10 protein-coding genes and 1 pseudogene are annotated in these 12,167 nt (G+C 70.7%); 3 read left to right on the forward strand and 8 right to left on the reverse strand.

All coding sequences use genetic code 11. The features are described 5' to 3' along the window. Nucleotides 1-174 precede the first annotated feature (174 nt). Nucleotides 175-1,731 (forward strand): tetratricopeptide repeat protein, encoded by a 1,557-nt coding sequence (locus ACZ5XS_RS40390; protein WP_468660060.1) that lies wholly within the window; start codon nt 175-177, stop codon nt 1,729-1,731. A 21-nt stretch (nt 1,732-1,752) separates the two neighbouring features. Here the strand turns inward: ACZ5XS_RS40390 and ACZ5XS_RS40395 are convergent, their stop codons facing one another. The 3 genes from ACZ5XS_RS40395 to ACZ5XS_RS40405 form a co-directional block, all read right to left on the reverse strand. Further along, nucleotides 1,753-2,703 (reverse strand): M28 family metallopeptidase, encoded by a 951-nt coding sequence (locus tag ACZ5XS_RS40395; RefSeq protein ID WP_468660062.1) that lies wholly within the window; start codon nt 2,701-2,703, stop codon nt 1,753-1,755. Between the two features lie 192 nt (nt 2,704-2,895). Further along, on the reverse strand, nt 2,896-3,360 hold the full coding sequence (locus ACZ5XS_RS40400; RefSeq protein ID WP_468660064.1) for a VOC family protein: 465 nt from the start codon (nt 3,358-3,360) through the stop codon (nt 2,896-2,898). 57 nt (nt 3,361-3,417) lie between these two features. After that, entirely contained in the window at nt 3,418-3,861 is a 444-nt protein-coding gene (locus ACZ5XS_RS40405; RefSeq protein WP_468660066.1) for a winged helix-turn-helix transcriptional regulator, read from the reverse strand. An 89-nt stretch (nt 3,862-3,950) separates the two neighbouring features. On the opposite strand from ACZ5XS_RS40405, the pseudogene ACZ5XS_RS40410 reads away from it, so the two are divergent. Then, nucleotides 3,951-5,153: pseudogene (locus ACZ5XS_RS40410) on the forward strand (MFS transporter); the annotation flags it as partial. A 32-nt stretch (nt 5,154-5,185) separates the two neighbouring features. On the opposite strand, the gene rarD reads toward ACZ5XS_RS40410, so the two are convergent. Next, nucleotides 5,186-6,199: an EamA family transporter RarD gene (rarD, locus tag ACZ5XS_RS40415; RefSeq protein WP_468660068.1), complete on the reverse strand. Its 1,014-nt coding sequence runs from the start codon at nt 6,197-6,199 to the stop codon at nt 5,186-5,188. A gap of 177 nt (nt 6,200-6,376) precedes the next feature. Next, nucleotides 6,377-7,231, reverse strand: a complete 855-nt coding sequence (locus ACZ5XS_RS40420; protein WP_468660070.1) for an SDR family oxidoreductase — start codon at nt 7,229-7,231, stop codon at nt 6,377-6,379. 92 nt (nt 7,232-7,323) lie between these two features. Here ACZ5XS_RS40420 and ACZ5XS_RS40425 point away from each other — a divergent pair, with 92 nt between their 5' ends. After that, entirely contained in the window at nt 7,324-7,725 is a 402-nt protein-coding gene (locus tag ACZ5XS_RS40425; protein ID WP_468660072.1) for a winged helix-turn-helix transcriptional regulator, read from the forward strand. 102 nt (nt 7,726-7,827) lie between these two features. Here ACZ5XS_RS40425 and ACZ5XS_RS40430 read toward each other — a convergent pair whose 3' ends face one another. The 3 genes from ACZ5XS_RS40430 to ACZ5XS_RS40440 form a co-directional block, all read right to left on the reverse strand. Beyond that, on the reverse strand, nt 7,828-8,919 hold the full coding sequence (locus tag ACZ5XS_RS40430) for a 2-oxoacid:ferredoxin oxidoreductase subunit beta (RefSeq protein WP_468660074.1): 1,092 nt from the start codon (nt 8,917-8,919) through the stop codon (nt 7,828-7,830). Continuing rightward, nucleotides 8,912-10,837, reverse strand: a complete 1,926-nt coding sequence (locus tag ACZ5XS_RS40435; RefSeq protein WP_468660076.1) for a 2-oxoacid:acceptor oxidoreductase subunit alpha — start codon at nt 10,835-10,837, stop codon at nt 8,912-8,914. The genes ACZ5XS_RS40430 and ACZ5XS_RS40435 overlap by 8 nt, the downstream gene beginning before the upstream one ends. 274 nt (nt 10,838-11,111) lie before the next feature. Continuing rightward, nucleotides 11,112-11,771, reverse strand: coding sequence for a LuxR C-terminal-related transcriptional regulator (locus tag ACZ5XS_RS40440; RefSeq protein WP_468660078.1), 660 nt, complete (start codon nt 11,769-11,771; stop codon nt 11,112-11,114). Nucleotides 11,772-12,167: the final 396 nt, after the last annotated feature.

Consider the following 12,167-nt stretch of genomic DNA (forward strand, 5'->3'; position numbering starts at 1 on the left):
ACGAGTCTGTGACGTCGCGGTGACGTGAGAACCGTGAGCGAGCGGAGAGACTCGACAGTACGTGTACCACCGGATCTTGCGCTGAGGGTGCGGAAGACCGGCGGCGGGAGGGAGCACCATGGAATCCGAACGCGTCGCCCGGCGACTCCCCGACGCATCCGAGTGAGGGAACCGATGGCTCGACTCAGCCGCGACAAGAAGCGGGACCAGCAGCACGCCGCGGCCCCGGCCGCCCCGGCAGCGGCATCGATCGACGTCCACGTCCCGGCGTCCGGTACGGGCGCGGGCGCGGCCTGGGTCGATGGCGTACGGATCGTCGCGGCGCCTGGGGAGGAGGTCCAGCAGACCGTCCTCACCCACCTCCACCACATCGCCTCCAGCACCGGCCACGCCGTCCTCGCCACGATCCACGACGAGCGCATCGGATACGTCGTCCCCCTCCAGGTCGACCCGGACGGCGCGAGCCGCTTCACGGCGGACCCGACAGCGATGGCTCCGCAGGGGGAGCGGGAGTCCGGCGCGGGGGGCGACTCCGAGGGGACGGGGGCGGGGTCGAGGACCCAGACTCCGGCGTCGGCGTCGGCGTCGGCGTCGGCATCGGAGGCGGGGGAGGCGGGCCGGCCCGGCGGGTCCGGCGTGCCCGCGCCGCCGACCGGTCCGTTCGTGCCGCCCGGTCCGCCGGCTTCCTCCGACGACCTCGCGGCCGCGGCGGAGCCGCAGCCCCGCCACGACCTGCCCACGCACCTCCTACGGCCGGTCGACGAACCCGTGCGGGACGCGGTTCCCACGTTCCGGATGCGAGCGGTTCCGGAGGCGGAGCCGGGCGACGCGGCGGTCCCGGGCTTTTCTCGGGAGGCGGCTGCCGGGCCTGAGACACCGGAGCCCACGGCCACCACCGCGTTCCCGCCCGCGGCCGGGCAGTCGCCCCCCGCCGACGAGGCGCCGTCGGCCGGGTACTCCCCGCCGACCGGCTACTCCCCGCCCGCCTTCCCTCCCCACGCACTCCCGGATCCGCCCACCGGTCACGCCCCCGGCACGGTCGTCCCGCCGACCGGCGAGTTCGGACCGCCACCGGTGATGGACGCGAGGCCGGAGCCCGCCGTGGAACCCGCCCCGCCCGCCCCGCCCGTACGGCGCGCCCCGCCCGTCGCCCCCTTGCTCCCGGACCTCGGCCGCGAACCCGAACCCGACCCCAAGCCCACCCCGCCCCGCGGCTTCGACGCCGTCGCCGAAGCCGTGCTCGGGGACGATCCGATGACCGCCCCCGGCACCACGCCCCCGCTGCTCGCGGAGCCGCTGGCGCGGATCAACGAGGCCGTGAAGGCGGGGCGGACCGACACGGCGGCGGAGCTGGCCGACCGGACGCTGGCGCAGGCGTCGGGGACGCTCGGACCGGAGCACCCCGAGGTGCTGCACCTGCGCGAACTGGCCGCCTACATCGCCTACTTGGCGGGCGACCCGGTCCGTTCCCTCCAGCTCTCCCTCGACCTCGCCCAGGTCCGCCACCACATGCGGGACGCGGAGGCCGCGTACGGCAACATCCAGAGCGCGTTCACCGCCTGGCGGGCCGTACGCGATCCCCTGGTGGGCCTGGAGCTGGGCCAGGCGCTGATCGGACTCTGGGCCGAGCTGACGGCCGTGGACGGCCCCGCCGCCGACGACATCGAGCAGCTGGACAAGGCCCGGGCCCGCATGGGCCGTCTCACCGAGCGTGCCCAGAACGCCGGTTGAGGGGCCGTCCCGCACCGCGCCCTATGCCGACAGCTCCCACACCGCGTACGCGAGCGCGTCGCTGTTCCGGTTCAGGGCCGTGTCGTTGATATTGGCGGTCGTGTCGCAGGACGAGTGGTAGCAGCGGTCGAAGGCCTGCCCCGCCGTACCGCCCCACTTGGCCGCCTGCGCCGCCGACTTGGTGTTGCTCGCGCCGGTGAAGAGGCCGCCCACCGGCACGCCCGCGCTCTTGAAGGGCGCGTGGTCGGAGCGGCCGTCGCCCTCGGTCTCGATCTCCGTCGGGACGCCGAGGCCGGCGAAGTAGTCCTTGAAGGTCTTCTCGATGGCCGGATCGTCGTCGTAGACGAAGTAGCCGGGGTTCGGCGAGCCGATCATGTCGAAGTTCAGATAGCCGCTGATCCGGGCCCGGTTGGCGGCGGAGAGGTTGCTGACGTAGTAGCGGGAGCCGACCAGGCCCAGCTCCTCCGCTCCCCACCAGGCGAACCGCAGATGCTTGGTGGGCCGGTAATCCGCCCGCGCCACGGCGAGCGCGGTCTCCAGCACGGCCGCCGAACCGGATCCGTTGTCGTTGATGCCCGCGCCGGACGAGACGCTGTCCAGGTGCGAGCCGGCCATCACGACCTGGTTGGTGTCGCCGCCGGGCCAGTCGGCGATCAGGTTGTAGCCGACGCGGCCGGAGGCGGTGAACTGCTGGATGACCGTGGTGTACCCGGCAGCGTCGAGCTTGGCCTTCACGTGGTCGAGCGAGGCCTTGTAACCGGCGCGGCCGTGCGCCCGGTTGCCGCCGTTGGCGGTGGCGATGGACTGCAGCTGCGTGAGGTGCGCCTTGACGTTGGCCACGGGGATGTCGGGCGCTGCGGCCACCGCGGGCTCGGCCGCGGGGGCCGCGCCGGCTATGGATCCGCCGGCCAGGAGGGAGACGGCCGCGACGACGGCGGTGGCCGTGACGCGTCCGGGAACCGAGAGCTTCATGTGGGGGGCTCCGAATTCCGAGGGAATCACAGGGATTCCACAGCGAATGGGGTGCCCGATGGTGAAGCTGAGCCTGACGCTCCGTCAAGAGCGCAATCCGGTCAGTGTTGTTCGTATAGCGGAGTGCGGGTGCGGAAACGCGTGCGCCCGCTCAAACGCTCCCGCTCAACGCCCGCCTCATTGCACGCAGAATCATTGCACGCAGAACTCGTTGCCCTCCGGATCCGCCATCACCACCCACTCGCCCCCCGGCTCCTTCACCTCCCGCAGCACACTCGCCCCGAGCCCCGTCAGCCGCTCGACCTCGGCCGCGCGCCGCCCCTTGCCGGGGTGCAGATCGAGATGGAGCCGGTTCTTGACCGTCTTCGCCTCGGGCACCCGCTGGAACAGCAACCGCCGCCCCAGCCCGGTCCCGCTGTCCTCCTCGTACGGGTCGTCCGGATGCCGTACGGCGACCAGGTCCCGGAAGGAGAGGCGGGCGTGGTACTCGACGGTGGCCTCGCGCGGCAGGGCGCCGATCTGAAGCAACCGCTGGATGAGCGCGTCGTTGTCCTCGGCCAGATAGTGCAGCGCGGCCGCCCAGAAGTCGGCCTGGGCGTGCGGATCGGCGGCGTCGACGACGAGCTTCCAGTGCACGGGGGAGGGTGTCTGCGTCATGCCCACCAGTTATAGCGGCCGGGTCGGACAACGAGCCGTTCCGGCCCGCCCGCCGTGTCACCGGAGGGAAACGGCCTCCGCCTCCCGCACGTCGTACGCGGCCCGCGCCCCCGCGATCTCCTCCTGGTGCGCCTCGGTCCACTTCACCAGGGACTGGATCGTGGCGTGCAGGGTCCCGCCCAGCGGCGTGAGCTCGTAGTCGACGCGCGGCGGAACCACCGGATGCACCGTCCGCTTCACCAGCCCGTCCCGCTCCAGCGAGCGCAGCGTCACGGTCAGCATCCGCTGGCTGATCCCGTCGATCTCCCGGCGCAGCTCGGTGAACCTGAGCCGCCGGTTCTCCAGCAGCGCGATGACCAGCAGCGACCACTTGCCGGCCACCCGGTCGAGGATCTGCCGCACCTGGCAGTCCTCCCGGGTGTCCCATTGGAAGGGGTCGGCCTCGCCGTAGTCCACGGTGCCCGCGCAGTTACTCGGTGACTTAGAAGTGCCTTCTTCCATGTCTGTCGATGCTGCCGCAGGCTGAAGTCGGTCACAAGAGGGAACCGACCCTCATCCCCGTAACCGCCCCTACCTAGAGGAGTACTGCCATGGGCACGCGCGCGTGGGCGCTGTTACTCGTCCTCTGCGGGACGATCTTCCTGGAGGGCATCGACGTCGCGATGATGGCGGTCGCGATCCCCTCGATCAGATCCGACCTCGGCCTGACGACCGGTACCGCGGCCTGGGTGATGAGCGCCTACGTCCTCGGCTACGCCGGTTTCACCCTGCTCGGCGGCCGGGCCGCGGACCTGCTCGGCCGCCGCCGGATGTTTCTGACCTGGCTGACCGTCTTCCTGCTCTTCTCCGGTCTCGGCGGCTTCGCCACCGAGGGCTGGATGCTGGTCGTCGCCCGGTTCGTGACCGGAGTGTCCGCCGCGTTCATGACGCCGGCCGCCATGTCCCTGATCACGACGTCGTACGAGGAGGGACCGCGGCGCGACAAGGCCCTGCTGGTGTTCGCCGGCACCGCGGCCGGCGGCTTCTCGCTGGGTCTCGTCGTCGGCGGCCTGCTCACGCAACTCGGCTGGCGCTGGGTGTTCTTCGCGCCGGTGCTGCTGGCGGGCGCGCTGCTGATCGCGGCCGTACGGCTGGTTCCGGCGCAGGACGCCCCGCTCGGCAAGCGCCGCGGGTTCGACCTCCCCGGCGCGGTCACCGCCGCCGGCGCGATGCTGCTGGCCGCCTACACCGTCGTGCGCCTTGAACACGGTGTGGACGGCTGGCGGTCGACCGTGGCGGCGGCCCTCGCGGCGCTGCTCCTGGCCGTCGTCTTCGTCGCCGTCGAGCGGCGCACGTCCGATCCGCTGGTCCGGCTCGGCATCCTGCGGACCGGCTCGGTCGTGCGGGCGGACCTCGGCGCGCTGCTGTTCGTCGGGGCCTTCTTCGGCTTCCAGTTCGTGGTGACGCTGTACTTGCAGGAGCTGCGCGGCTGGTCGTCGCTCCAGACGGCGATCGCCCTGGTGGTCATGGGGTGCGACGCCGTGCTGGCGCCGACCCTCACCCCGAAGCTGGTCGCCCGGTTCGGCAACGCCCGGGTGATCGTCGGCGGCTTCGCGGCGGCGGTCGTCGCGTACGGGCTGTTCCTGCCGGTCGGCATGGACTGGTCGTACGCCGCGATGTTCCCGACGCTGATCATCGCGGGCACGGCCTTCGCGCTGGCGTACGGGCCGCTGGCGATCGCGGCGACGGACGGGGTCGACGCGTCCGAACAGGGGCTGGCGAGCGGCCTGCTGCACACCGCCACACAGTTCGGCTCGGCGATCGGGATCTCGGCGGTGACGGCCGTCTACGGCTTGGCGTCCACCGGGTCGGGGCCCGAGGCGACGCTCTCGGCCTTCCGGGTGGCACTCACCGTGCCCGTCGGGATGGTCGCGCTGGGCCTGGTCCTCTCGGCCCTGAGCGTGCGGGCGGAGCGGCGGGCGCCTCGCAGGGCGTCCCAGGTGAGCAGCGTCAGCGCCAGCCAGACCAGCGCGAACCCCGCCCAGCGCTCCGGCGGCATGGCCTCGTGGAAGTAGAGGATGCCGAGCAGGAACTGGAAGACCGGGGCCAGGTACTGCAGCAGTCCCAGCGTGGACAGGGGGACGCGGATCGCGGCCGCGCCGAAGCAGACGAGGGGGATCGCGGTGACGATGCCGGTCGCGGCGAGGAGGGCCGCGTGGCCCGCGCCCTCGCCGGCGAAGGTGGAGTCGCCCTGCGCGCCGAGCCACAGCAGATAGCCGAGCGCGGGCAGGAACTGGATCGCGGTCTCCGCGGCCAGCGACTCGACGCCGCCGAGGTTGACCTTCTTCTTCACCAGGCCGTACGTGGCGAAGGAGAAGGCGAGGGTGAGGGAGATCCACGGCGGCCGGCCGTAGCCCACGGTGAGCACCAGGACGGCGGCGAGACAGACGCCGACCGCCGTCCACTGCACGGGCCGCAACCGCTCCTTGAGGAGCAGGACGCCCATGGCGATGGTGACCAGGGGGTTGATGAAGTAGCCGAGCGAGGCCTCGACGACGTGACCGGAGTTCACGGCCCAGATGTAGACGCCCCAGTTCACGGTGATGACGGCCGCGGCCACGGTGATCAGCGCCAGCCTGCGGGGCTGCCGCAGCAGCTCACCGGCCCAGGCCCAGCGCCGGATGACGACGAGCGCGACAGCCACGAAGGCCAGGGACCACACCATCCGGTGGGCGAGGATCTCGCCCGCCCCGGCGGGCTTCAGCAGGGGCCAGAAGAGAGGGACGAGCCCCCACATCCCGTACGCCGCGAAGCCGTTCAGCAGACCTATGCGCTGCTCGCCCTTCGACGTCCCGGCCACGGGCCCCTCCTTCTCACGTCCGGCTCACCTGCACGAAGGTAACGCCGAGCACCCCCGCCTGTCATGCCCGTATCGGAATACGGTCATGACAGACGGGGGTGCTCCCGCGCCCAGGCGTCCGCCGGGGGAGTCCGGCCCTGGGAAGTCTCCGCTTCGGCGTGTCGTGCCGAAGGCGGGTCAGGCCTTGACTGCGGCCGCGATCGCCTCGGCGAACGGCGTGGTCGGGCGTCCGGCCAGGCGGGACAGGTCGCCACTGGAGACCACCAGCTCGCCCTTCTCGATCGACGCGTCCACGCCGGCCAGGGTCGCGGCGAACGGCTCCGGCAGCCCGGCACCGGTCAGGATGCCGATGAGGGCGTCGGTGGAGACGGCGGAGTAGCCGATCTCCTTGCCGGTCTGACGGCTCAGCTCGGCCGCGTACTCGGCGAAGCTCCACGCCTCGTCGCCGCCCAGCTCGTACGTCTGGTTCTCGTGCCCCTCGCCGGTCAGTACGGCGACCGCGGCGGCCGCGTAGTCGGCGCGTGAGGCGGAGGAGACCCGGCCCTCGCCGGCGGCGGCGACGACGGCGTTGTACTCCAGCACGGGGGCGAGGTTCTCGGTGTAGTTCTCGTGGTACCAGCCGTTGCGCAGCAGCGCGTACGGCACGCCGGAGGTGGTCAGCGCCTCCTCGGTGCCCCGGTGGTCGTCGGCCAGCGCGGCGGTCAGGGTGCCAGGGGCGCTGGTGTAGGCGAGCAGCGCCACACCGGCCGCCTTGGCGGCGTCTATGACGCCCTTGTGCTGCTGCACGCGGCCCTTGTCGAACTCGTTGCCCGAGATGAGCAGCACCTTGTCGCCGGCGGCGAACAGGCCGTCGAAGGAGGCGGGGTCGTTGTAGTCGGCGAGCGCGATCTTCACCCCGCGGTCCGCGAAGTCGGCGGCCTTGTCGGCGCTGCGGACGACGGCGGTGATCTGCTCGGCCGGAACCTTCTCCAGCAGTTGCTCCACGACGTGGCGGCCCAGGCTTCCGGTGGCTCCGGTGACAACGATGCTCATGATCTGCGATCTCCTTGTGGGGTGCGGATGCCACTAACCCTAGGGGATGCGCTAACTCTTCGAAAGTACCCACTTTGAAGTAAGGTACTGGCATGGCCGTAAGTGAAGAGACAGGAAGCGCACCGCTGGTGGCGGGCGAGGCGATGTGCCCGCACCGCCTGATCCTGGAACACGTCACCAGCCGCTGGGGTGTCCTGGTCCTGATCGAACTACTCGACCGCCCCCACCGCTTCAGCGAACTGCGCCGGGCCATCGGCCGGGTCAGCGAGAAGATGCTCACCCAGACCCTCCAGACCCTGGAACGCGATGGCCTCGTCCACCGCGACGCCAAGCCGGTCATCCCCCCGAGGGTCGACTACTCCCTCACCGGCCTCGGCCGCGAGGCGGCGGTACAGGTGCGAGGGCTGGCGATGTGGACCGAGGAGCGGATGGCGGAGGTCCTGACGGCACGCGAGGCCTACGACGCGCGCAAAAAGGCCCCTGACCAGGGCTGACGCGTCCGGCGGTGACCGAACGGACGAAGGCGGGCCGCCCCCCCCGCAACACGGAGGGCCTGGGTGCCGACCGCACCCAGGCCCTCGGCCGTCACTCGCCGGTCAGCCCACGACCGTCCAGGTGTCCCCGCCCGCCAGCAGTGCCCCCAGGTCGCCCTTGCCGTTCTGCTCGATGGCCGTGTCGAGCTGGTCGGCCATCTGTGTGTCGTAGACCGGGCGGTCCACGGAGCGGAGGACGCCGATGGGGGTGTGGTGGAGGGTGTCCGGGTCGGCCAGCCGCGACAACGCGAAGGCGGTGGTGGGGGACGTGGCATGGGCGTCGTGGACCAGCACGTCCGCCTCGTTCTCCGGTGTCACCGTGATCACCTTGAGGTCGCCGGTGACGGGGTCGCGTACGACGCCGCGTGAGCCTCCTCCACTGCCCCCACCGCCGAAGCGGATGGGCCGGCCGTGCTCCAGACGGATCACGGCCTCCTGGGCCTGCTGCTTGTCCTTCAGTGCGTCGAAGGCACCGTCGTTGAAGATGTTGCAGTTCTGGTAGATCTCGATGAGGGCGGTGCCCTGGTGGGCCGCGGCCTGGCGCAGGACCTCGGTGAGGTGCTTGCGGTCGGAGTCGATCGTGCGGGCCACGAAGGAGGCTTCGGCGCCGATGGCCAGGGACACCGGGTTGAAGGGGGCGTCCAGCGACCCCATCGGCGTCGATTTGGTGATCTTGCCGACCTCGGAGGTGGGGGAGTACTGGCCCTTCGTGAGGCCGTAGATCCGGTTGTTGAAAAGCAGGATCTTGAGGTTCACGTTCCGGCGCAGAGCGTGGATCAGGTGGTTGCCGCCGATCGACAGCGCGTCTCCGTCACCGGTGACGACCCACACGCTCAGGTCGCGCCGGGAGGCCGCCAGCCCCGTCGCGATGGCCGGGGCGCGGCCGTGGATGGAGTGCATGCCGTACGTGTTCATGTAGTACGGGAAGCGGGAGGAGCAGCCGATGCCGGAGACGAAGACGATGTTCTCCTTGGCCAGGCCCAGCTCCGGCATGAAGCCCTGGACCGCGGCGAGGATCGCGTAGTCACCGCAGCCGGGGCACCAGCGCACTTCCTGATCGGACTTGAAGTCCTTCATGGACTGGCGGGCCTCGGCCTTGGGGACGAGCGAGAGCGCCTCGATCGTGCCCGTGCCTTCCGTGGACGTCTCAGCCATCGATGGCCTCCTTCAGAGCCGTGGCGAGCTGTTCTGCCTTGAACGGCATGCCGTTGACCTGGTTGTAGGAGTGGGCGTCGACGAGGTACTTCGCCCGGATGAGGGTGGCGAGCTGGCCGAGGTTCATCTCGGGGATCACCACCTTGTCGTAGCCCCTCAGGACGGTGCCGAGGTTCCTCGGGAAGGGGTTGAGGTGGCGCAGGTGGGCCTGTGCGATGGCTTCGCCGGCGGTGCGCAGCCGTCGTACCGCCGCCGTGATCGGCCCGTAGGTGGAGCCCCAGCCGAGGACGAGGGTGCGGGCGCCGTGCGGGTCGTCGACCTCGAGGTCGGGGACGTCGATGCCGTCGATCTTGGCCTGGCGGGTGCGGACCATGAACTCGTGGTTGGCGGGGTCGTAGGAGATGTTGCCGGAGCCGTCCTGCTTCTCGATGCCGCCGATGCGGTGCTCCAGGCCCGGCGTGCCCGGGATCGCCCACGGCCGCGCCAGGGTCTGCGGGTCGCGTTTGTAGGGCCAGAAGACCTCGGTGCCGTCGTCCAGGGTGTGGTTGGGGCCCTGCGCGAACTGCACGCGCAGATCGGGGAGTTCGTCCAGGTCGGGGATGCGCCAGGGCTCGGAGCCGTTGGCGAGGTAGCCGTCGGAGAGGAGGAAGACGGGGGTGCGGTAGGTGAGGGCGATGCGGGCGGCTTCCAGGGCCGCGTCGAAGCAGTCGGCCGGGGTGCGCGGGGCGACGATCGGGACCGGGGCCTCGCCGTTGCGGCCGTACATCGCCTGCAGCAGGTCCGCCTGCTCGGTCTTGGTCGGCAGACCGGTCGAGGGCCCGCCGCGCTGGATGTCGATGATGAGCAGCGGCAGTTCCTGGGAGACGGCCAGGCCGATCGTCTCGCTCTTGAGTGCCACGCCCGGGCCGGAGGTCGTGGTCACGGCGAGGGAGCCGCCGAAGGCCGCGCCCAGTGCCGCGCCGATGCCGGCGATCTCGTCCTCGGCCTGGAAGGTGCGCACGCCGAAGTTCTTGTGCTTGCTCAGCTCGTGCAGGATGTCCGAGGCCGGGGTGATCGGATACGAGCCCAGGAACAGGGGCAGGTCCGCCTGGCGGGACGCGGCGACCAGCCCGTAGGACAGGGCCAGGTTCCCGGAGATGTTTCTGTAGGTGCCGGTCGGGAACGCCTTCGTCGCCGGGGCGACCTCGTAGGAGACGGCGAAGTCCTCGGTCGTCTCGCCGAAGTTCCAGCCCGCCCGGAAGGCGGCGATGTTCGCGGCCGCGATGTCCGGCTTCCTGGCGAACTTCGACTTCAGGAACTTCTCGGTGCCCTCGGTCGGCCGGTGGTACATCCACGACAGCAGACCCAGCGCGAACATGTTCTTGCTGCGCTCGGCCTCCTTACGGGTGAGGTCGAATTCCTTGAGGGCCTCCACCGTGAGCGTCGTCAGGGGCACCGGGTGGAGGTGGTAGCCGTCGAGCGAGCCGTCCTCAAGAGGAGAGGTGGTGTACCCGACCTTCTGCATCGCCCGTTTGGTGAACTCGTCCGTGTTGACGATGATCTCCGCGCCGCGCGGCACGTCGCCGATGTTCGCCTTCAGCGCCGCCGGGTTCATCGCCACCAGCACGTTCGGTGCGTCGCCCGGCGTGAGGATGTCGTGGTCGGCGAAGTGCAGTTGGAAGGAGGAGACGCCCGGCAGGGTGCCGGCGGGGGCGCGGATCTCGGCCGGGAAGTTCGGCAAGGTCGACAGGTCGTTGCCGAAGGACGCCGTCTCCGAGGTGAAACGGTCACCGGTGAGCTGCATACCGTCACCCGAGTCACCGGCGAAACGAATGATCACCCGGTCCAGGCGGCGGACATCCTTCACCCCTGCCGCTTTGCGCTGCTCTCCCACGACGGTTCCGTCGGCCTGCTCCGCTGGACTACTGACCTGCGTCACTGAACTGGACCTCCCTCGAGGCGGCTGTCTGGGAGTGACCTTCGCGCAGGTCCTCCCAGAATCAACCCTACGACCGTAAGGGTCGCCTTCCCTGGGTCATTCGCATGATGGACACGCCCTTGAGGCAGTCTCGAGAACCGACTTTTCACGATTTGCCCGCCCCCCGGCGCTTCCCTCGAAGACGCTCCCCTTCACACTTCGGTTCCTACCGTTTCTGACACGGTGTCAGCAACGTGTCGAACAGGGTGCCGGAGTCGGACCTGGAGCCGGACGGTCATGAGTTCAGGTAGGTGAGCACCGCGAGGACGCGCCGGTGGTCGCCGTCGCTGGGGGACAGCCCGAGCTTCAGGAAGATGTTGCTGACGTGCTTCTCGACGGCTCCGTCGCTCACGACCAGCTGCCGGGCGATCGCGGAGTTGGTCCGGCCCTCGGCCATCAGCCCCAGGACCTCACGCTCCCTGGGGGTGAGTCCCGCGAGCACGTCCTGCTTGCGGCTGCGCCCCAGCAGCTGCGCGACGACCTCGGGGTCCAGGGCCGTACCTCCCCGGGCCACCCGCACCACCGCGTCCACGAACTCACGCACTTCGGCTACCCGGTCCTTCAGCAGATACCCGACTCCGTGGCTGGAACCCGCCAGCAGTTCCGTGGCGTAGCGCTCCTCCACGTACTGCGACAGCACGAGTACGCCGAGACCGGGATGCGCCTTGCGCAGCTGTACGGCGGCTCGCACCCCCTCGTCGGTGTGCGTCGGAGGCATCCGTACGTCCGCGACCACGACGTCCGGCAGCGCACCCTCCGAGTCCAGCTCGGTGATGGTCTTGATCAGCGCTTCCCCGTCACCCACCCCGGCGACGACGTCGTGCCCACGGTCGGTCAGCAGCCGGGTCAGTCCCTCCCTCAGCAGCACCGAGTCCTCGGCGATGACCACGCGCACCCTGTCCTCCACGATCACGATCCTCGGCCCCCCACAGCCACGACTCCACGCCCGCCCGGACGACAAAGGCCAGCATTCCAGCATTCGGACCCGGGCGGGCCCGGGCGAGGCGAATCAGCGGGAATACGTGCACCGTACGGCGTGGATGTGGCGAATCCGGCCAGTCCGGCCCGGCGTCAACGGGGGTCCAGGGGGCGATGCCCTCCCCGGCAGGGCCGAAGGGGCGGAGCCTCTGGGGATGCGAACGGGTAAGGGCGGCGGAGGCGCAACACCCCTCGCCGCCGGGCGCGGGGGCGGGGGGGGCTCTCCAGGGCGCGCCTCACGACTCTTCCCACACCCAGGTTAGCGTCGGGTCCAAGAGCCTGGCTCGCGTTATGCCCAACGCCCTGCCTCGCT

Source organism: Streptomyces sp. NPDC033131 (assembly GCF_055578365.1).

What these genes read in the sequence shown, in the direction of transcription:
- ACZ5XS_RS40390 (WP_468660060.1), top strand. Translation starts at nt 175, where the DNA reads ATGGCTCGACTCAGCCGCGACAAGAAGCGGGACCAGCAGCACGCCGCG.
- ACZ5XS_RS40395 (WP_468660062.1), bottom strand. Translation starts at nt 2,703, where the DNA reads ATGAAGCTCTCGGTTCCCGGACGCGTCACGGCCACCGCCGTCGTCGCG.
- ACZ5XS_RS40400 (WP_468660064.1), bottom strand. Translation starts at nt 3,360, where the DNA reads ATGACGCAGACACCCTCCCCCGTGCACTGGAAGCTCGTCGTCGACGCC.
- ACZ5XS_RS40405 (WP_468660066.1), bottom strand. Translation starts at nt 3,861, where the DNA reads ATGGAAGAAGGCACTTCTAAGTCACCGAGTAACTGCGCGGGCACCGTG.
- ACZ5XS_RS40420 (WP_468660070.1), bottom strand. Translation starts at nt 7,231, where the DNA reads ATGAGCATCGTTGTCACCGGAGCCACCGGAAGCCTGGGCCGCCACGTC.
- ACZ5XS_RS40425 (WP_468660072.1), top strand. Translation starts at nt 7,324, where the DNA reads ATGGCCGTAAGTGAAGAGACAGGAAGCGCACCGCTGGTGGCGGGCGAG.
- ACZ5XS_RS40430 (WP_468660074.1), bottom strand. Translation starts at nt 8,919, where the DNA reads ATGGCTGAGACGTCCACGGAAGGCACGGGCACGATCGAGGCGCTCTCG.